Genomic DNA, 20,299 nt, shown 5'->3' on the forward strand with positions numbered 1-20,299 from the left:
CTATAAGTTTTACTTATGCTTTCCTGTGGAAATCCGAATTGATTCCGCCTCTGGGAATTTGGTAGGATAAACGTATCAAAAAGGAGGCGGCGACATGAAAAAAGTGTTGATTCTTTCATCCAGCCCGGTCGAAAACGCCAACAGCGGGCTGTTGTGCAGAGCGTTCGCCAAAGGCGCGGAGGAGGCTGGCGGCCAGGTGGAGCTTATTCCTCTCCGGGAAAAGAACATCCGGTTCTGCCAGGGCTGCGAGGCCTGCGTGAAGACCGGCAAGGGCTGCGTTCAGCAGGACGACATGGCGGAGTTGATTGAAAAAATGCATCAAGCCGACGTGTTCGTGCTGGCGACCCCCATTTATTTTATGACGGTCAGCGCGCAGCTTAAGACATTCATGGACCGCTTTATCGCCGGAGAGCAGTTTATGCGGCAGTCCAGCGGGAAGAAAGCCTATTTCATCTCCGTCAGCGCTGCGCCGGAGGCCCGGGCAAAGGAAAACCACGAAGCCGCCAACGGCGCTTTCCGGGGCTTCCTGAAGTGCCTGCGGTCCGTGGAAGAGGGCGGAATCCTGAACGCGTCGGGCTGTTATGCCCCTGGCAGCATTGAGGGGACGGAATGGCTGGATAAGGCTTATGAGATGGGTAAAACGGTTTGACCGCAGCCAGATATGGCCGAAAGGAGGCGTGATGATGAAAAACTTAATTCTCTTTTACTCCCGCAAGGGAGAAAACTACGCGGGCGGCTCCATCGTCCGCCTGGAAAAGGGCAACACGGAGCGGGTGGCAGAAGCCATCCAACAGGCGGTGGGCGGCGATTTGTTTGAGCTGGAAACCGTGAAGCCCTACGCCGCAAGCTATGACCAATGCATCGCGGAAGCGAAAGCCGAGCTGCAGGAAAACGCCCGGCCCCAGCTGAAACGGTATTGGAAGAGCCTGGACGGATACGGCAACGTGTTCGTTTGCGGGCCGTGCTGGTGGGGGACGTTCCCCTGCGCAGTGTTCAGCCAGTTGGAGCGGCTGGATTTTACCGGCAAACGGGTTTTCCCAATAATGACCCACGAGGGCAGCGGTCTGGGCCGCTGTGAGCAGGACCTGAAAGCGCTTTGCACCGGGGCTGTTTTGGGCGAGGGTCTGGCAGTGCTGGGCAGCCGGGCGGCAGAGTCTGGGGAGCAGATAGCGCAGTGGGCAAAGAAAGCGGTTAACAATTCATAATTGATTCGGAAAGGGAGCAGATTTGCTATGAACAACAGGATTTTAGGCAATACCGACAGAAGCATTTCCCCCGTGGGCTTGGGGTGCATGGGCCTCAGCCACGCCTTTGGCACGCCGCTGGAAAAGGCCAAGGCGGCGGAGAAAATCCAGGCGGCCTATGACATGGGCTACACGTTTTTCGACACCGCCGAATGTTATACCGGCACCAATCCGGACGGTACCACCGCTTATAATGAGGAAGCCGTGGGAATGGGCATCAAGCCCTTTCGGGATAAAATTGTGCTGGCCACAAAGTGCGGTGTGAGGTTTGATGAAAACCAGATGCTTCTGGACAGCAATCCGGAGACCATTCGCAGGTCTGTGGAGGGCAGCTTAAAGCGGCTGCAAACGGATTACATCGACCTCTACTACCAGCACCGGGTCGACCCCAAGGTAGAGCCGGAGACGGTGGCTGAGACCATGGCCCAGCTGAAAAAAGAGGGCAAAATCCGCGCTTGGGGCATCTCCTGCGTGGAGGAAGATTATCTGCGGCGCGCCCATGCCGTCTGTCCTGTATCGGCGGTACAGAACGTGTACTCCGTGATTGACCGGGAGACGGAAAAGCTGTTTCCCGTGCTGGAAGAGCTGGGCGTCACCCTGGTGGCGTTCACGCCCCTGGCAAAGGGCTTCCTCTCCGGCCGGTATCAGGAGCGGCCCCAGTTTGACCACCCGGAGGACAACCGCTCTGGACGGTTCCAGTTTTCCGAAGAGGGCTTCCGCTATTACCAGCAGGCGCTGGATTTGATTCGCTCCACGGCGGAGGAAAAGGGCGCCACGATGGCCCAGGTCTGCCTTGCGTGGATGATTCGGAAAAAGCCTTGGATTGTGCCCATTCCCGGCACCCGCAGCCCGGAACGTATGAAAGAGAACCTGGCTTCCGCGGACGTGGCGCTGACGGCGGAGGAAATCGCCAAAATTGACGAAGCGTTAAATCAAATGGGATTGAAAGACGCCGCGTCGAAGAGAATCAGCAAGCCGGAAATCATTCGATAAAACAGGGCCGCGGGACGCGGCAAGGAGGAGCTTTGATGGAATACACAAGATTGGGTAACACCGGCGCGGAGGTCTCGCGAATCTGCTTGGGGTGCATGAGCTTCGGCGACAACAGCAAGGGCATTACCGGCAAGGGCTGGGCCATCGACGAGCAGAGCAGCCGGGCGGTCATCAAGCGGGCCTTGGAGCTGGGAATCAACTATTTTGATACAGCCAATGTGTACTCGGCGGGTACCAGCGAGGAATTTGTGGGCCGGGCGCTGAAAGATATGGCCAACCGGAACGAGATCGTGCTGGCCACAAAGGTCCACTTTCCCACGGGAGAGGGCCGCAACTGCCGGGGACTGTCCCGGAAAGAAATCCTGTATGAGGTGGACCAGAGCCTGAAGCGGCTGGGCACGGATTATATCGACCTGTACACCATTCACCGCTGGGATTCCGATACCCCCATTGAGGAGACCATGGACGCCCTTAACGATGTGGTGAAGTCCGGCAAGGTGCTGTACCTGGGGGCGTCCAGCATGGGCGCGTGGCAGTTTGCAAAGGCGCAGCATGCGGCGGAGAAGTACGGATGGACAAAGTTTGTCACCATGCAGAACCTCTATAACCTCATCTACCGGGAGGAGGAGCGAGACATGATTCCCCTCTGCCGGGACATGGGCGTGGGCCTTACCCCCTGGAGCCCCAACGCCAAGGGCCGGCTGGCCCGCAAGCCCGGTACAGTCACCCGGCGCTACGACAGCGAGGCGGTGGGTAAGCGCTTTTTCCCGTTGGAGGATCAGTCCGATTTGGAGATTATCCGCCGGGTGGAGGAGCTGGCCGGAAAACGGGGCGTGCCGATGATTCAGATTTCCCTGGCGTGGCTGCTGAGCAAGCCCGTCGTCACCGCGCCGATTTTGGGGGCTACCAAGCTGAACCATTTGGAAGAGGCCGTGATTGGGCTGGACAATGTGAAATTGACCGAGGAAGAGACCCGCTACCTGGAAGAACCGTACACCGCCCACAACGTGGTGGGATTTTAAGGGGAGCGCATCTGACAGCTTATGGAAAAAGAGATAAGTCAGGATATTGATCTTCCCCATAAAAACACCACTGGAGCAAGAAGTCCGTGCCGGATCGTGGATATCCTATTTTACCTTTCCGTACCAAACGGCAGTCTGGTTATGGATAGTAATCAGGTTCTCCTTGGAATATTCTGCAATCAGGTTTTCCAGTTCCTGTTTGTATAGAATATAATCTTTTTGAGTGTGGTTGAGTGAATATGAGGAGGACATACACCGAGATAGAAATTGTTCTTCAGTATATACCAAATTGTGGGAGTAAAGCCTTTCCTCATAGCCGTTGACAAAGAATGCGGAGCAACGCTGTTTGGCTTTCTCCGCTCCGTGGGAAAAACTGAAAAAACCAGGGCAATACCGCTTGCAGATACACGCCTGCTTTTGGCTGAACATATCATCGGTCTGCCTGACGTTATAGAGAAGAAAAACATAGGCTTCAGGTTTTAAAATGCGGCGGCACTCGTATAAAAACGGAGAAGCTTTCAACCAATGAAAAGCGGAGGCTACTGTTATGGCATCCATACTGCAGTCTGGCAAAGCGGTGTTCTCTGCAAATGCATCAACAGGAAAAAACCTTTTGTATTGATAAAGATATGATTTCGCCTTTTTCTGGAGTTCCGAATTGGGTTCCACACCGTAAACGATATAGCCCTTCTCCAAAAGCGCAGAAGAGAAGATTCCCGTTCCGGAACCGATATCGGCAATTACAGAATGAAGGGAGGGGACAAGGTCTGTTATAAGCTGAACCGCTTCCTCTGAATACCCCAGCCGACCTTCCTTATAAAACGAGGTTTTGTGTTGATAAGGATATTCCATATTAATCTCCATTCTGCCGGAATCACATCGGCACAAATTTGGTTACAAAATGGACTTGAGGCAGAAACGCACTACAACGCACGGTAGGAGGAATCGTAGATGCGTTTCTTTGCAGAGACAGTTACAAAGCGTTATTTTCAATATTGCAAACAAAGAACGTGAATTTGTAGAAAAACAATTACATTGCAGGAATGACAAGCTTCTGCTCCTGTCCGTCTATCTCTGTCTGAAAGCAGTAGGCGGGCTGCAAGAAGCCCTTTGTGTCCATGCAATAGGTAAGTCCCACAGCCTTTACGTGCAGCGCGGCAACAGGAAGCTGGGAGCCGCAGCGAAACATGCCCTTTGCAATTTTCTCATAGGCGGCCTGTTCGCTGATAATTGTTGCCGGCTTCAGGGGATAACATCGGACAATATTGTTTTCAACGTATTTGATTGTGCCGTCATCGTAAGATTCACATTCCAGATACCCCCACATGGACAAAGCGCCTTTCGAGTCAGGCACGGCATCGAAACGACTGCGAGATTTCTTTTCCTGTGAGAATTCGGCAGTTTCAGGAACCTGTACTCCCAGCTCATCCAGCTGCTTTCGTATTTCCCCTTCACCGGGCATTGTCTTCTCGTGCTGGAAAGCTGAAAAATCCTCGTAGGTATAGGTCATTGCAAAATTGCGAACCCCCAGGCACAGCTCATCTCCAGCAGGAGAATTTGCATAGAAGTATGTGCCTCTGTCATGCTTCTGGGTCAGACTCTCATCCGGCGCCGCGCCTATCGCGGAAAAGAATCCATCTGCGAAAGCATGTATTTGTTCCTGGCTGGCCATCCCCGAGGTTTGATACAGGAGCGCCTCGGCGGGCTCATTAGAAAGCTCTGCTTCATTCGACAGAGAGATATTTTTCATATCAATCCTGTTGATATAAGTCTCCGTGACGATTCCGTATTCCTTTCCCTGGTAGTACGCATAGATCCCGCTGAAGGACGCGATGGTAACCAGCAGCGGGAGAAGCGCCGCAAGAAGCCGTCCCGCCTGAAACCGTTTCCCCATAAGCAAAAACACAAAACAAAATAACCCGTACCCAATTACCCCTCCGAGGACATTATGAAGGATGTCATCCACCGCAAAAATACCTCTATGGGTGATAAGCTGCGTGGTTTCAATCAACAGCGTCCCCACAAGGCAAATCGCTGTTATCTTCCAGACCGCTCTCAATTTGGGATAAAGAACGGGAATCAAAACGCCGAAGGGAATAAACATGGCTATGTTCAGAACAATATTCCGCCATTCCGGATATGAAAAATTGTACCAGGCAGAACGATATTGACTAAACGGCTGCAGGTCTGTCCTTCCCGAACCGGAAGCCGTGCGCAGAAGCAGCGTAGCGCCCAATACGATAAAGACGCAAGCAATCAGCAGCATCTGTAAGGCGGTCCGCCTGAGCGTCAATTTTTTCTGCCCCTTCATCAATCTTTTAAAAAGGACAAAGTATCCAAATGAAATCAGCATTGCCAAAATCAGGATCCCCAAAACCCCAAAAATAACCGCCACGAAGGCAACATCCTTTATTGACATAAGCTCTTCCCTCCGGATTTACAACTCAAATGTACCAATAAAAAGAAAACCACAATGACTAATACTCTTTAAACGCTGTAAAAAATCAAAATCTGTCATCGATTTACAAAGATAAAAAAATTTTATTTTTGAAAATGCAGAACTAGGCATAAAAGAGCAAATTTTATCCGCATTATGGGATAACGGCGGTAATTTTGCTGATGAAAATATGAAGGCGGTAAACTTCTTCTCAATTCTGAAATCAGAATGTATCTATCGTTTCAAACCAAAGACTTTCGCAGAAGCAAATGAAATGATTGACCGCTATCTCTACTTCTATAACCACAAGCGTATCCAGCTAAAGACGGAAGTGGCGCCGCTGACGCTGCGCCACTCCGCTTAATACTTAATATTTCCTACACAGGGGCTTTTTCGTATCTTGAGATGCAAACTCAGATATCGTTTGCTGCAATTTTATTGCGGAGACAATAAAAGCCTGCTCATTTCATAGCGCATCAGCACTGCCGCCACCTCGGCACGGGTGGCGCTACCCCGCGGGTCGAGAATGCCGTTGCCCTTGCCGGCAAGGATCTTCCGTTCCACTGCCCATTCCACCGCATTCCGGGCATAGGAGGACACTTTGCCCGCATCCGCAAAGCCTTCCAGCTCTCCGGCGGTTTCCGGGCTGCCCGCATAGCGGTACAGCACTGTGGCCAGCTGTTCCCGGGTCACAGGCTCCTCCGGCGCGAATCTGTTCTGGCCGACGCCGTACAGGATACCGTTTTCCCGTGCCCAATAAACGGCGGACGCATAATACTGCTCCGCGTCCACATCCACAAACGGATCGTCCCGGTTTTCCGGCGGTTCCGGCTCGCCAGCCATCCGCCACAACACCGCGGCCAGCATTCCCCGGGTCATGGTTTGTTCCGGACTGAACGTGGTCTCGGAGGTTCCAAAAAATAAGTTTCTATGATGGGCGAACCGCCCGGCGCTGTAAAACCAGTCCCCAGGCTTTACATCGTCAAATGGATTTTCCCCGATGACGACCGCGTAGCTGGAAGCGTGCGGGAACGGCAGCTCCGCCCTGCCGTCCCCGCCGATGCGGGCGGAGGATAGGTAAAGCAGGCTTTCCACAGCTTCCTGATACTCGTAGAGGTCCGCCCAAAGGCCGGCGTTTTCCGTTCCGGTTTCCAGCCGGAGGGTCAGCGGGAAGCCGAACGCGCCGTCATGAGCCAACTCCAGCTGCATGGTTTCCTGCTCCCCGGCCATTGCGCGAAGAAGCGCAGCGGGAATCGACGTGCCGTTGCAGCTGATCCCCATGTCCAGGTCTGAGAAAGAACCCCCGGCGGGGACTTCCCTGCCCTTGATGCTCCAGACGGCGCCGTTCATATGGAGTTCCAGCGTCACGCCCGTTCCGGCAATCGTCTCCAATATCCTGCCGGGAAGCTGCGTGGTTCCGTTCATTTCCACCGTGACGGTTTCGCCGTCCGCCGTGCCATCCAGCTGGGTTTGGATGTTGTTCCATCCCCGCGCTTTCTCCGTTGTAGGTTCCGCCTGGCTCGGCTGGGAGGGATGCGGGGGAACGATTTTAACCGTTTGGGCCGGCCCCTCCGATTCATCAATGCCAATGGTATTGATATAGACCCAAAGCTCGTCCGGCACCAGCTCCTCTAAGAGCAGGGCAAAGGGCTTGCCGCCTTCCTGGATGGTCAGTTTATCACCCAAAACGATTTCCTGGGGCGGTTCCTGATAGCCCGGATTCGTTTTTTTGTAGACTTTTTGACACAGGATTGCCTGGCAATCCCGAGCGGTGACCTGTTTCCGTTCCGCTTCCTCCACCCAGTCGGAGGCCATGGCGGAAGCGGTCAGGGTGCTGCCGTTTTCCAGAACCAGCGCAGTTTGGTGCTTAACTCCCTCTTCGTTGTATAAATCGAGACAGATTCCGACGGCGACCGAATGGAAATCGCCCCCATCAAAAACCAGTCCGCGGGTGGTGGCGAGAACGTCGAGCTTTCCCCGGTTGGTCAAGTTCAAATCGCTGCCGCCATAGCTTAACAGATCAATCCCGCAGGAGTGGCTGCTCTCAAGCCCCTTAGCGGTCATGGTTCCGTTATTGACCAGGCTTCCCCCGCCCGGGCCTTCCAGCAAAATCCCCATGGCCTGCTCGGAATCGAAATTCTCCGCCGTATTTTCCGCGGAGGCCGTCACCACCCCATTGTTCAAGAATTCCCGCGATTCTCCGGCATCTCCAGCCATATAAACCCCGCAGGCAAAATTGGAGTATTTGTAAGTACCCTCCTGAAAGTCCGTCACGTTTCCGCCGTACGCGGAAACCTCCGCCTCCAGCGTACCGCCCTTCTGGTTTTCCCAACGGCCGGAGCCCAAACCCTCGGAAAACAGCCCAAAAATATTGCCGTTTGTGGTTCTGCCGGTCACGGTAATCCGCCCGCTGTTCTGCAGCTCATCCATGCCCGCCCAGATGTCCGTCCCGATGCCGATCACGACAGAATTGGAACTGGTGTCTAAATTGTCATTATACAGGCCGATTTCCAGCGTCCCGCTATTGACAAACCGGGGACCGTCCGCTTTGATTCCGTAAAGATATCCATAAAAGGAGGCATTGTCCGCCTTCTGGGAAATTTGAATCCGAATCGTAGAAGCATTTTGGAAACTGCCGGACAGGGCAATCCCGCCCAGGGTCTCACCCGCTTTACGGGTGATTTCAATATCCAGCGAGCCCGGGCCGCCTTCCCCATCTTTTATGGAGATTCCGCCGGTGTTCTGAAGGGCGAAAAAGTCTGCGTTGCCCTTGCGGTCGGCCGATATGGTATTCGTTCCGCTGAGCGCGACTGTCAATTCCGGTCTGTGCGCGGAAATCAGCGCCGGGCCGGAAAAATCGGACGCGCTTATGGCAGCCCCAAGAAGCGTCAGGGTGCCGGTATCGGCATCCCAATGGATCGTGTGATTCTCCACGTCCCCCGCAACGACCCGCCCCTCTTCATCGGTCTTGGCATAAGGGCCGGCCTTGTCCAAAATGAGCCCGCCCACTGCGATTTTATCGGGATCTCCCGCGTTCGCCACGTCCATTCCCTTATCGGAAACGGACGTCTGCTCTGCCCACGCGGACACGGGTAGCGCGCCGGCCAGCATCACGACACTCAGCATCAGTGCAATCAACTTTTCTATTCTTCGCTTCATCACAACGTTCCTCCTTGTTTTTGGCAATCGGGGGAGGATTGAAAGGAGAGACGCAGTCTCTCCTTTCAAGGGGGTACCCCCTTGAAATAATTTCGATCAATAGTTCACTTGAGCTCTGTCCAGCTTTCGTGGATGCCGTCGCTCTTGCGCTGGTATTCGTGGGGATTTGCGGCCTCCTCCAGAATCAGGTAATACCACTGCTTTGGATCCGTATTGTCCGGGAACACCTTTCTTCCCGGCAGCAGGTCGTCCTCCGACTCCGGCAGGCGCAGCAGCGCTCGGTTCAGCACCGCTGCTGCCTCGGCACGGGTGATCTTTTCATCGGGCCGGAACGTCCCGTCCTCATACCCTTCGATCCATCCCTTGGACGCGGCGTAGTTGATATTCCCTCGCGCCCAGTGTTTCCCAATGTCCGGGAACAGGTCTTCCCCCTCATACGTCCCCGGCTCGAACCGGGTGAGGATGGTCACATATTCCGCTCTTGTCACCGGGTCTCCGGGACGGCAGAGCCCGCCGGAATCCCCCTTCAGCAGCCCCGCGTTTGCCAGGGTGCACACTGCCTTGTAAGACCAGCTCCCCGCTCTCAAATCCGAAAACGGGCATTCCTCTGTTTCGTATTTTTCCCTGCTGGCCTCGTCCAGCAGGTTATAGAAGATCATGGCTGTTTCCTCTCGGGTCAAGGTCCCGTTGGGGCGAAGCGTTCCGTCTTCGTATCCGTGCAGGTATACCCGGTGCTCCCCTGTTTCCAGCGTGGGGCCGGGGTTGGGCTTGGGCCCGCCCTCGTCCACAAGCGCCTTTACCACCGCGTCCTCTGTTCCCATGGTAAAGCTGGTGGATGCACGGCCCGGGTTTTTTATAGTCCCGTCTCCCTCGGCAAGCTCCCATTTTCGAAACGTCACGTAGGGGTTGCCGCCCTCATACTCGATGGGGGTGTTGGTTCCCTGCCCGTACACCCCGCCGCCGAAGCCCCCTTCCACGGTCAGAAGGAGCTCCGACACCCCGCTTTTTTGACGGTAATTCAGCTCAAAATAGCGGTCACTGTTTCGGAGGGTGTAATATCCTCCGGTTCCCTCCCGGAACACGCTGCCGGGGATGCCCCTGGCGTCGGATCCATTTGCCCCTGCCACCGCCGTGGCATACCAGCCGGGCTCGGGCGCGGCGATGATTATGCTGTCCGTGCCGATAAGCGGCTTTACGGCTATGGCTTCCGGCGTCAATTTTCTAAGCTTCAAGCTGCCGGAACCGGAAAGGGTCAAGGAATTGGAATTTCCCTCCGCCAGGGTGATGCCGCTCTCCATGATATTTTCCCCCAGGAGGGCGATTTCGTTCTCCCCGGCCGGCAGGAGCAGTCCGCCGAGGCCACCGGACAGTCCAGCCCCGTTCAGGGTCAGAAGGTTGGACGTTTGACCGGGCTCCCACAGCGCCATACCGCCCCTCACGTTGGTGTACAGCGTGGTTTTCGTCACACCGGTCAGGTCAAGTTCCTCAGACTGATAGTCGGTCACGACGTCCTCCGGGCCGAAATCCGCGTCCAGCGCGGCGGTAAACTGAAACACCTTACCCCCGCCCGATACGGCGCCGTTAATGCCGACCTCGGCTCCTACGGCGGTGAGGGACGCGTCGGATTCTACCGTCACCATGCCGCCAAACATATATACGCCGCTAAGGGACTGCCCTACCGCGATTACAGTTCCACCCTTTATTTTGAGGGCGCCGGAGTGGCCGCTTTCCTCTTTTTGCACAGTGATCCCGAGATCTCCCATACAGAGCAGGCGGCCCGTACCGGAGATAGTGGAAAATCCATCTCCGCAATAGGACCAAAGCCCTATACTGGAGTATGCGTCTTTGGTTTTCCCACTGGCCGCCCTCACCGTTCCGTTGTTGGTAAGATGAAGCAAACCGGACCAGATTCCATAACCGCCTGTCACGCTGCTGTCCCCGCCAACAGCGGTGAGACTGCCGGATTTCGCCACCTCCGCAGTGAGCGCGCCTTTCACATAAAGGCCGTGTCCGCCAAAATATCCGCCAAAAAATGTATCGTTACTATTCCCTCCGGCAAGATCCAGGGAAGCGTTTTGCTTTATTTCCAGCTCCAAGTCTCCGTCGGCATAGATACCATGGTATCCTGCTGATTCACTGTCCGCTCCCTTCACCGTCCAGTGGGCGTTTTCCGCCACCACCAGCTGGCTGCCCGCAGGAAGAGTAATGCCCTTGTTGTCCCCTTCCGCCTCGATTTTCCCGTCCCCGCTGAGGGTGAGGGTGTGGGGCGTTGTACCCGGCTCGCTGCTGTATTCCCACAGCGCCGTGCCGCCGCCCACGTTGGTATAGAGCTTGCTTTTTTTCACCTCGCTCAAATCCAGCCCGGTGCTCTTGTCCTCGGTCACAATATCCTCCGGGCCAAAATCCGCGCCCAGCGCGGCGGTAAGCTGAAATACCGTGCCATCGCCCAATACGGAGCCTTCAATGCCGTTCTGGGCTCCCACGGCGGTGAGAGCCGCGCCGGATTTCACCGTCACCGTGCCGGTGAGCGTCTCGGCGCCGTAACTTGACTGCCCCACCGCGATCACGGTTCCACTTGTGATTTCAAGGGCGCCGGCGAGGCCGCTTACCTTTTTTTGCACGGTAATCCCAGTAAGCCCCATACAGAGCAGGCGGCCCGTGCCGGAGATGGTGGAAACTCCATCGCCGGAATAAGACTTAAGCCCTATACTGGAGTATGCGCCGTTAGCTTTCCCAGCGCTTGCTTTTACCGTCCCGTTGTTAGCCAGATGGAGCAAATCGCACGCGATTCCAGTGCCGCTGAACTTCTGGCTATCCCCTCCTGTGGCGGTGAGACTGCCGGTTTCCTCCACCTCCGCGGTGAGTTCGCCACCTGCATAAAGGCCGTGTCCGCCCGTATATGTGTTACTGCAAGTCCCTCCGGCGGTATCCAGGGAAGCGTTTCCTTTTACCTCCAGTGTCAAGTCTCCGTTGACACGGATACCGTCGTAACCGGCTGATGCACCGTCTGCTCCCTTCACCGTCCAGTGGGCGTTTTCCGCCACCACCAGCTTGCTGCCCGCGGGAAGGAAAATGCCGAATCCCTCTGTCGCGTTGATTATTTCCCCGTCCCCGCTGAGGGTGAGGGTGTGGGGTGTTGTACTTGGGTCGCTGCTGTAAACCCATTCTGCCGTTCCCTCCCCATAGGCATACGTCATGCTTTTCTTTGCATCTTCACCGGTCAAATCCAGCCCCGCCGGGCCCGTTGGCGGTACGCTCTCTGCCTTTGCCGTCCCCGGCAGCAGCACTGCCAGCAGCACCAGGCTCATGGCCAGTCCCATCAGCTTTCTTCCCATCTGTTTCATATCGTTTCCTCCTTTGGTTTTGTTCTCTCCTCCTGTTTGTCCAGCCAGAGGGGATTGTGTTGGAAAGAATTCTCTTTCCAACAACACAAGGGGGTACCCCCTTGACTGTCTTTCCCTGTTGTTCCTTCGGCCTTCGTCTCCAGCTCCAGCCGCGTCCCGTCTTCGTCCCGGCGAAACACCGCCCGCAGCCCCGAGGAATTGATTTCCCCCGGCTCCACCTCGCAGTCTCCCGAAGCCGTGCAGGATAGATGCAGGCCCTCCGCGTCCCGGTCCAGCTCTAAACTCATCCAACGCTCTGCTTCCGGCAGCCTGCCGCAGGCGTCCAGCATGGTGCTCACCACGCTTCCAATCTCTCCCAGCAGCTTTCCGTCCGCTTCGCAGAGCACGGGCGCGGCCCCCGAGAACCGGTATTCCAGGTACACGCCCCGCTCCTCCGCCTGCTTCATCCACTCCACCAGCGCTTCCGCAATCCTGTATTTCCCGCTCATTGCATGGATTCCCGCCTCCTTTTTCCGCAAAAAAGTCCCCTAAAACGGCGAAAGCACCGGCGCCCGCTTCCGCGGGACGTCCGGTGTTTTCTCTGCTTGCGCTTTCATTATAACTCGTTTTTTTCTCAAAAACGAAAATTAACAAAATTTAATTTTTTTCTTTTCCGTATTTGCTTGACAAATGAGGAATTTTGTGAACATAAAATGCTTCTTTCCCATCAAAGCCGCCGCTTTCCTGGAACCGGCACAGGGGGTGTACGTACTGAGCGGCCTTTTAGTATGCGCGGCGCCAACCGTCGATGCGTTTTCCGTTTGACAGCCGCCGTCTGGCTTGTGTGAAACGCGAACACGGAAGGCGGATTTACAAGTGCCAGCCTCCCAATAGGGAGGCTGAACTGAAAGAATGACTTTTCAGGTAATTGGAGACGACAACCTTTGACAAATTAAACGCAGCTGAAAGCATCAGCGAAATTTCCATTTAAAATGAAAGTTAAAAATAGAATACAAGAAACAGAAATTTTCTCAAATTGTGAGGGAACTAAATTGTTTTGCTGATAGCTTACTTCAAATCCTCCAAAAGCTCGTTCACGGTTTTTGCCCAATCATCCTTGGTGGTGGCCCCCATGGCGGTCTTGAGTACCTCGCCCTTGTCGTTGAGGAAGAAGCTGGTGGGGAAGGCGGTTACGTTCGCCAGGGTGTCGGACCGGAGCGTCTCGCCGGGGAGGATGTTCTGATAAGTTACGCCGGTCTTGGCCACGATCTCCTTGGCCAGGTCCAGCAGATCCTGGTTAGTCTCTCCCTTTTCGTTCAGGACGTCGGCCACAACACCCACGACCTTGAAGTTTTTCCCGGCCTTAGCAAATTCATTGTTCAGCTCTTCCAGGTGAGGCATCTCCGCCAGGCAGGGGTTGCAGAAGGTCGCCCAGACGTTCACCATCGTCACCCCGTTCTTTGCCAGCAGGTCCTCCGGCAGGGCACTGCCGTCCAGACCGGTACCTTCCAGCGCTACACTGGTGAACATCTCGTCGCCGTCCGCGTAGTACATTTCGGCGGAGGAATCGCTGGCCAGCATCGCCTTATCGCCAGAGTCCTTCAAAATCTTGTTGGCCTCTTCCACAAAGCTTTTTGCCTCCTCCGGGGTGGCGAAGGTGACGTTTCCGCCGAGAAAATAGCCGTCCGTGGTCTCGCCGGTCAGCTTGGCTATGTCCTCGGGGGTGACAAAAATCTCGAACAGCGGCGCGTTCTCCTCGGTGAGACCGCCCACCTCGCCTTTTTCACTGTATCCGTACAGGCCGGTGATTTCATATTCTGCCTTGCCCAGAGGGGTATCCAGCGTCACCTTGTCGCCCACTTTTTTGCCCATCTTCTGAGCCATGGACGCGGGGATCACGCAGCCGCCGGTGGAACCATCCGCCGGGACCTTGCCCTCGGTGAGCTTGTAGGTGACGAACAAGCCGTCCTCCTCCAGCTCCGGCTCACCGCTGAGGCGCAGGTCTTTCTCATCGCCCAGCATCACATCGTCAAGATATCCTGAGATGTGGTTCTGACACTCCACACCGGGAAGCGCCATCACCTTTTTCCATGTATCATAGCTGAGCAGTTTGTCTGACGTAAAGCGGACGCTGCGCTCCATCAGCGCCTGCTCCTCGTCGGAAACGGGATCCTGCTGTACGATGTCGTCCAGAGAGGGGGGCTCGCTATCGTTGGACGCGGACGCAGAGCTGAGAGAGGACGTGGAGCTGGGGTTGGATATACTCGTGGGGCCGCAGGCGGCCAGAGAGGCGATCAGGCCCAGTGCCAGAAGTAAGGTCATTAGCTTTTTCATTTGTTTATTTCCTTTCCTTTGTCAGAATATCTATTTTCTTTTAAGCCGGAGCTTCCGGCGCAGGTCTTGGAGCAGGAGGCGCAGGAACCCGTACAGGCGGGCGCCGTTGCTTGTTTACCCGTGCCGAAGCCCTTGGAGAGGGCCCCTGTGGGGCAGGCCCGGACACAGTCGCCGCAGCGGATGCATTCGGGGCTGTTGGGCGTCTTCCGGGGATCAATGCCCATTTTGCAGGTCTTTTCACAGAGACCGCAGTTGACGCATTTGTCCTCGTCTAGACGCAAGTGGTAAAGGGAGATGGGATTGAATACGCCGTAAATCGCCCCCAGAGGACAGAGAAACTTGCAGAAGGGCCGGTAGGTGAACATGGAAAGCACCACTATGGACAGCAGCAGGAAGACCTTCCAATCAAACAGCCAGCCAATGGCAGCCTGCAGATCGGGGTTCCCCGCCACCAGGGGGATGCCGCCCAGCAACGTGCCAGAAGGACAGATCCACTTGCAGAACCAGGGATCTCCCTGGCCGATGATGTTTACTGCAAACATGGGCAGCATCAGGACGAACACTGCCAGGACAACATATTTGAGATACTTTAAGTACTTTTCTCCCGGCAGCTTTTTGAGCTTCGGCACGGGGATTTTATGAAGCAAGTCCTGTACCAACCCGAAGGGACAGAGGAACCCGCAAACGAACCGCCCACAGAACGCGCCCACCGCCACCAGGATGCCGATGACGTAAAAGGAGAACTGATAGTTCCGGCTGCCGATGACCGCCTGAAGGGAACCGATGGGGCAGGCCCCCAGTGCACCAGGGCAGGAGTAGCAGTTCAGGCCCGGTACACAGATAGCCTTCGTGGGGCCGGTGTAGATTTTCGATTGGAGGAACCCATTTACATAGCCGTTGGTCAGCGCGGCGAAGATGATCTGTATCCAGAGGCGGATACCCTTTTTCGGCCGCCGTGGGGCCGTGTTTTCTTTGACTTTCATACGCCCTCCTTAACCGATACCGATACATTCCAAGCAGATGGCCGCCGCCTTTTTGAGCACAGTCAGGTGCTCCTCCCGCAGAAGTCCGAACCCGACGAATGCCAGGCCCAGGACAAGGCAGGCGATGCCAATGCGCCGCCGTTTCTTTTCCGTCATCCGGCTTCCCCTCCCGTCCCCATATAGACAAGGCCGCCGCCCTTGTTGAGCCCCCAGATTTCGTCCGCGCAGCGGGTGACCTTCTGCGAATGGGTCACAATGATCACGCACTTGTTCTGTGAGTGGGCCAAATCGACCAATATCTTCATCACGTCCTTCTCTGTCACCCGGTCCAGGTTTCCGCTGGGCTCGTCGGCCAGCAGAAGATCCGGCTCGTGGGACAGGGCGCGGGCGATAGCCACCCGCTGCTGCTCTCCGCCGGAGAGGCTCAGCACGCGGCGGCCCGCCGTCTCTTCGTCGATGCCCACGCTCTCCAGCAGGGCCAGGGCATAGGCCCGGCTGTCCTTCCGGCGGACGCCGCTGATGGCCATGGACAGCTCGATGTTCTCCAACGCACTTTTATTGAGAAGCAGGTTGTAGCCCTGGAAGACGACGCCGATCTTTTTGGCTCGGTAGTCGTCCCGGTCCAGCCTGCTCAGGTCCTCGCCCTCATACAGGATCGTCCCCTCCGTGCAGGTGTCCAAACCGGCCAACAGGGAGAGCAGGGAGGTTTTGCCCGCGCCGGATTTTCCGACGATGCAGTAGACCCTGCCTGCCTCGAAGTCCGCGCTCAGTCCCCGGAATACCGGTTTCGTGGTTTTTTCGTAGGTGTACCCCACGTCTTTCAGTGATAAAACAGCCATGTGGTTTTCTCCTTTGTCAGTTCCGCTCGCGCAGGATGCGCATGGGCTCGTATTTCATCGCGCAGGCGGTGCTGACCGCGCCTGCCGCCGCCGTCAGGACCAGGGCGATACCCGCTAGCTCCGTGACGGTGGTGAGGCTCAGTGCCGCGCTGATATGGGTGATGGGCGTGTTTTCGGTGGCCAGTCCGCCGAAGGAGTACGCGCCTGTTCCGCCGGCGAGGGTCGGCCCACCAAGTGCCTGGGACATCTGGTGCGAGAGCAGCAGATCAGTGATCGGTTGGGAAAACAGGCTGCCCAGGGCGACGCCAAGGGCCAGGCAGACCGCCATGATGAGCACGGACTCCAAGATCAGTTGGGCCGCGACTTTTCCCTTTTTCATGCCCATGGCCCGCAGGACGCCGATCTCATATTTCCGCTCCCGCACCACCAGTGAAGAGAGGATGAGCAGGACGGCGGCGCCCAGCGCCAGGACCACACAGAGGAAGATCAGCGAGATGGTGCCCATCTGCTCCACGGGCTTCACAAAGGCGTCGTAGGCGACGGCGTCGGTGCTCAACTTGTAGTATTCAGAAAGGCCGGCGGCGTAAGCCTCCTGTGCGAAGGCGTCCAGATCCCTGGGATTCTTCAGGAAAAAGGAGGCTTGGAATACGGGCTCGTAGGTATAGCGCGGATCTGTCAAAAGACGGTATTTGGTGAAGATATCGCTGTCGACATTCATCTCTCCCTCGTCATAGTCCCAGTGATAGACGCCGCTGACCTTGAGGGTCATCTTCTCCAGGGCCCGGCCCTGCTTGTCGGTATAGTAGATGCTCTTGGCTTGAAAAGTATCTCCGGGCTTCAGGCCGTTCAGTTCCGCCAAGGTGTCGGAGATTACGCATTCGTCCTCCGCCGTGGGGAACCCCCCCTCGATGAGCTTGACTTTTCCACCCTGGAATGCCTCGGCCTGGCTCACATCCTCGAAGCCATAGAGGTAGTACTGGGGGCGGCGGGTCTTTACAAGGTCCTCGCCCGCCCGCTGCATCTCGATGTCCCGTTTGTCCACTGGATTGCTGTACTTCAGCTCGTCGGCGATGGCCTCCATCTGAGCGCTGTACACCGTCTTTTTCAGGTATGGGGAGGCGGCCAGCTTTTGGATTAGTTCGTCGGTGAGGGTGGGCCTTCGGAATGTATCGTCCTCTCCTGCCGCCTCGCTGACCTTCCTATCGTCCACGTTCAGGAGCACCTCGGTGCTCAGCCGGTCCTTATACTGCTCCGCCATGGAGTTGGAGCCGTTGTAAACTACCAGCGCCACACAGCTCATGGTGATAACCAACAGAAAGATCGCTGCCGTCAAAAGGTTTCGTCCTGTGTTTCGGAACAGGTTTTGAAGCGCATTTTTTAAAATATACATCGGGTGTTCACTCGTTTCTCTTGGGATTGACCTGAGTATAGCACAGGCAATGTTAACGCAAAAGCAAGGCGTTTTTCAGTACTGTTCCGTCTTGCCGCAGAATTAACATTGCCTGTGGTATACTATTTTATAAATTTATTAAAATCATGGTGGGTGATGGCAATGCGCTTATTGGTGATTGAGGACAACCGGGAGCTGGCGGACCTGATGAAGGAGAAACTGTCCGGCTTTGGATACGTATGCGACGTGGCCTATGACGGAGAAAACGGAGACTTAAAAATTTCAGATAACGATTACGATGCGGTCCTGCTGGACCTGAACCTGCCGGACCGGGATGGCTTCGGCCTGCTGGAGGATTGGCGGGACCGGGGGCTTTCCGTGCCCGTGCTGATCGTAACCGCCCGGGGTGAACTGGAACAGCGGGTCAAAGGACTGCGGCTCGGCAGTGACGACTATATCACGAAGCCCTTTGTATTCGTTGAGCTTGACGCCCGCATCCAGGCGGTGATCCGTCGGTTTCGTGGCCGGGCTAATCCGGCAATTATCATCGGCGGACTGTCAATCGATCCGGCTACCCGGCATGTCACGTTGGACGGGCAGGAAATTCCCCTTTCCGCCAAGGAATTCGACATTTTGGAATACTTGGCCAGTTGTCACCCCCGGATCATCTCCAACGAGGAACTGGCAGAGCATGTCTATGACGAGGATTTCGATCCCTTTTCCGGAGTCATCCGGGTCCACATGGCGAATATCAAGAAAAAGCTGAAAACAGGAGGCACATCCATCCTGTGCAACGAAAAAGGAAAGGGGTATTATCTGTGTCTGGAGTAAAAAAGCGGACCTGGCTTCTGATTGCAGGTTATACCCTCTTGCTCAGTCTGTGCATCGTCTTGTGTTTTTACCTGTTCGTGCGTAATTCCAGCGCGGATACCAGCGAGCTGCCGAAGATATTGTTCTACACACGAAGTGGGCAGGCCGTTCCGGACAACTCCATCACTTCGGCGGAGCTCCATGACTACTTCCGGGCGGCTTTTTTCCGCTACTTGCCCATGTTGATTGCCGCAGTATGCCTGCTGGTCCTGTTGTTTTCCTGCGTGCTGCTGTTAGGTGTCCGTGCCCTGGAGCGCAGGCACAACAGGGTCATTGCCAGCGATTTGCGTGACTTGACGGAAGCGGAGCTGGATCGCGTCCGTGAGATGGATTTGAAAGAAGAGTATCAGGGCATCCATGAACGGCTTTCCGCATATGAGGAAGACCAGCGGCGGCTCCACTCCTTCATCGCCCACGAGCAAAAGAATTTAATCATGCTGATCAAAGCCCGGCTCAATCCGGCATCCGATCCGCTACTGGTCAAGGACATCGACAAGCTGGCCCAATCGGTGGACGACATTCTCACGATCTCCGCACACCGGGACACCAGCCGGGAGACGGTGGACCTGGCGTTGATTGCGGCGGAGGAATGTGACGCCTACCAGGGGGTGTGCCGCAGTTTAACCTTTCAGTTTGACGAAGACGGCTCCTATACGATTCTGGGGAAGGAGCAGTGGCTGCGGCGGGCCGTGGATAATTTACTGGACAACGCCGTCAAATATGGGGGCGGAAACCCAGTCGTGGTGACCTTGGAGCAGCAGCACGACAGCGTTTTGCTCCATGTGCGGGATCACGGCCACGGTATGAGCGAGGAGGAAGAGGAACCGATTTTCGAGCATGGCTATCAAATTAGGGCTTTAAACAAGGACGGTTACGGAATTGGCCTGAGCCTTGTCCAGCACGTCTGCACATTATGTGACGGCTTTGTCCGGGTCCGCAGTTATAAAGAACAAGGCAGTGAGTTCATTTTGGCGTTTCCCCTCATATCCGCGGGGCGCTAAACACGCACCTGTGGGTCTGTCCTCCAATTTTCCAGCGCATGGTAATTTTTAAATTTATGCAGTTTTTTTGGGGACGATATTATGGAACCCGGAAATAAGCTATATCGAAGAGATTTGGAGAAAAATCTGGACGTTTTGGCGGTCCACTGGGACGAACTTTTAAGAGGAGAGCCTGTCTCCCTTACGGCCCGGATGGACAGCACGGTGAGGACGTCTGGCTTCAGACGAGTATGATCTGTGTTGGCTGGCAGGATGATAAGCCGATCTATCTCACAATTTTTATTGACATCACCAACGAGACAGAACTGCGAGAGATACAGAAAAGACTGGAAAAGCAGGCGGCAGAACTAAAGGATGCCCTGTGCTGTTCTTTTCGGCATATGCCTTACATTTCCGAAGCTGACCCTCAATGCTTTCTTTCCGCTGGTTATCAGAAGAATACCGGGCATAGTTCCCGCGTTCATGGATTCTTACCTTCCATCATTTTCAGCAGAGTTTCCTTTAATTACATTTTATCCCGCGACAAAGTGCAATTCAGATGACATATTGCAGTTGTTATTGTTCAGTCATCCGGTATATAATAATTTAAATTAACTGAGACAGGACAGCTGTTGAGAAACGGGGAATTTCAGAACGAAGAGCGCAGAAGCTTTGTGAAGAAAACCGTGTTCCCAGCGCGGGGCGTTGCAGCCGCATGCGGACGA

General features: G+C 55.4%; 17 protein-coding genes and 1 pseudogene. 7 read left to right on the top strand and 11 right to left on the bottom strand.

Features of this window, described 5'->3' with window-relative positions:
• The first annotated feature begins 94 nt into the window (after window positions 1-94).
• The 4 genes from BN3911_RS15940 to BN3911_RS15955 are packed head-to-tail and all read left to right on the top strand — an operon-like array spanning window position 95 to window position 3,259.
• Window positions 95-649 carry a flavodoxin family protein gene (locus tag BN3911_RS15940; protein WP_066867345.1) on the top strand — a complete coding sequence of 185 codons (555 nt, stop codon included), beginning with the start codon at window positions 95-97 and terminating at the stop codon, window positions 647-649.
• Between the two features lie 31 nt (window positions 650-680).
• Window positions 681-1,205 (top strand): flavodoxin, encoded by a 525-nt coding sequence (locus BN3911_RS15945; protein WP_066867347.1) that lies wholly within the window; start codon window positions 681-683, stop codon window positions 1,203-1,205.
• A 27-nt stretch (window positions 1,206-1,232) separates the two neighbouring features.
• Complete coding sequence (locus BN3911_RS15950) at window positions 1,233-2,237, top strand: aldo/keto reductase (protein WP_066867349.1); 1,005 nt, start codon at window positions 1,233-1,235, stop codon at window positions 2,235-2,237.
• Window positions 2,238-2,272: 35 nt separating this feature from the next.
• Window positions 2,273-3,259: an aldo/keto reductase gene (locus BN3911_RS15955; RefSeq protein ID WP_066867351.1), complete on the top strand. Its 987-nt coding sequence runs from the start codon at window positions 2,273-2,275 to the stop codon at window positions 3,257-3,259.
• 105 nt (window positions 3,260-3,364) lie between these two features.
• Here the strand turns inward: BN3911_RS15955 and BN3911_RS15960 are convergent, their stop codons facing one another.
• Together BN3911_RS15960 and BN3911_RS15965 are read right to left on the bottom strand one after the other, a co-directional pair.
• Window positions 3,365-4,111, bottom strand: coding sequence for a class I SAM-dependent methyltransferase (locus BN3911_RS15960; protein WP_187127777.1), 747 nt, complete (start codon window positions 4,109-4,111; stop codon window positions 3,365-3,367).
• 178 nt (window positions 4,112-4,289) lie between these two features.
• Window positions 4,290-5,678, bottom strand: coding sequence for a VanZ family protein (locus BN3911_RS15965; RefSeq protein ID WP_066867353.1), 1,389 nt, complete (start codon window positions 5,676-5,678; stop codon window positions 4,290-4,292).
• A 208-nt stretch (window positions 5,679-5,886) separates the two neighbouring features.
• On the opposite strand from BN3911_RS15965, the gene BN3911_RS17865 reads away from it, so the two are divergent.
• On the top strand, window positions 5,887-6,060 hold the full coding sequence (locus BN3911_RS17865; RefSeq protein ID WP_074039144.1) for an IS3 family transposase: 174 nt from the start codon (window positions 5,887-5,889) through the stop codon (window positions 6,058-6,060).
• A gap of 71 nt (window positions 6,061-6,131) precedes the next feature.
• On the opposite strand, the gene BN3911_RS15970 is transcribed toward BN3911_RS17865, so the two are convergent.
• From BN3911_RS15970 to BN3911_RS16000, 8 genes are all read right to left on the bottom strand, one after another.
• A complete protein-coding gene (locus BN3911_RS15970; protein WP_066867354.1) occupies window positions 6,132-8,855 on the bottom strand; it encodes an S-layer homology domain-containing protein in 2,724 nt (907 codons plus the stop codon).
• A gap of 104 nt (window positions 8,856-8,959) precedes the next feature.
• Window positions 8,960-12,199 (bottom strand): S-layer homology domain-containing protein, encoded by a 3,240-nt coding sequence (locus BN3911_RS15975; RefSeq protein ID WP_066867356.1) that lies wholly within the window; start codon window positions 12,197-12,199, stop codon window positions 8,960-8,962.
• Complete coding sequence (locus BN3911_RS15980; RefSeq protein WP_066867357.1) at window positions 12,196-12,687, bottom strand: hypothetical protein; 492 nt, start codon at window positions 12,685-12,687, stop codon at window positions 12,196-12,198. The genes BN3911_RS15975 and BN3911_RS15980 overlap by 4 nt, the downstream gene beginning before the upstream one ends.
• A gap of 559 nt (window positions 12,688-13,246) precedes the next feature.
• Complete coding sequence (locus BN3911_RS15985) at window positions 13,247-14,512, bottom strand: TlpA disulfide reductase family protein (RefSeq protein WP_066867359.1); 1,266 nt, start codon at window positions 14,510-14,512, stop codon at window positions 13,247-13,249.
• A complete protein-coding gene (locus BN3911_RS15990) occupies window positions 14,509-15,495 on the bottom strand; it encodes a 4Fe-4S binding protein (protein WP_066867361.1) in 987 nt (328 codons plus the stop codon). The genes BN3911_RS15985 and BN3911_RS15990 overlap by 4 nt, the downstream gene beginning before the upstream one ends.
• A gap of 9 nt (window positions 15,496-15,504) precedes the next feature.
• Window positions 15,505-15,651 carry a CD1871A family CXXC motif-containing protein gene (locus BN3911_RS17435; protein ID WP_187127778.1) on the bottom strand — a complete coding sequence of 49 codons (147 nt, stop codon included), beginning with the start codon at window positions 15,649-15,651 and terminating at the stop codon, window positions 15,505-15,507.
• The gene (locus BN3911_RS15995) at window positions 15,648-16,334 is read right to left on the bottom strand and encodes an ABC transporter ATP-binding protein (protein WP_066867363.1); all 687 of its coding nucleotides are present in this window, start codon (window positions 16,332-16,334) and stop codon (window positions 15,648-15,650) included. The genes BN3911_RS17435 and BN3911_RS15995 overlap by 4 nt, the downstream gene beginning before the upstream one ends.
• Before the next feature lie 16 nt (window positions 16,335-16,350).
• The gene (locus BN3911_RS16000) at window positions 16,351-17,724 is read right to left on the bottom strand and encodes an ABC transporter permease (RefSeq protein ID WP_066867364.1); all 1,374 of its coding nucleotides are present in this window, start codon (window positions 17,722-17,724) and stop codon (window positions 16,351-16,353) included.
• Window positions 17,725-17,886: 162 nt separating this feature from the next.
• Between BN3911_RS16000 and BN3911_RS16005 the strand changes: the two genes are divergently transcribed.
• The gene (locus BN3911_RS16005; protein ID WP_066868101.1) at window positions 17,887-18,555 is read left to right on the top strand and encodes a response regulator transcription factor; all 669 of its coding nucleotides are present in this window, start codon (window positions 17,887-17,889) and stop codon (window positions 18,553-18,555) included.
• Complete coding sequence (locus tag BN3911_RS16010; protein ID WP_066867366.1) at window positions 18,543-19,595, top strand: sensor histidine kinase; 1,053 nt, start codon at window positions 18,543-18,545, stop codon at window positions 19,593-19,595. The genes BN3911_RS16005 and BN3911_RS16010 overlap by 13 nt, the downstream gene beginning before the upstream one ends.
• A 366-nt stretch (window positions 19,596-19,961) precedes the next feature.
• Here BN3911_RS16010 and BN3911_RS17670 read toward each other — a convergent pair.
• Window positions 19,962-20,063: pseudogene (locus BN3911_RS17670) on the bottom strand (recombinase family protein); the annotation flags it as partial.
• Window positions 20,064-20,299 lie beyond the last annotated feature (236 nt).

This window comes from Neglectibacter timonensis (assembly GCF_900048895.1).
GTDB classification, from domain to species: Bacteria; Bacillota; Clostridia; order Oscillospirales; family Acutalibacteraceae; genus Acutalibacter; species Acutalibacter timonensis.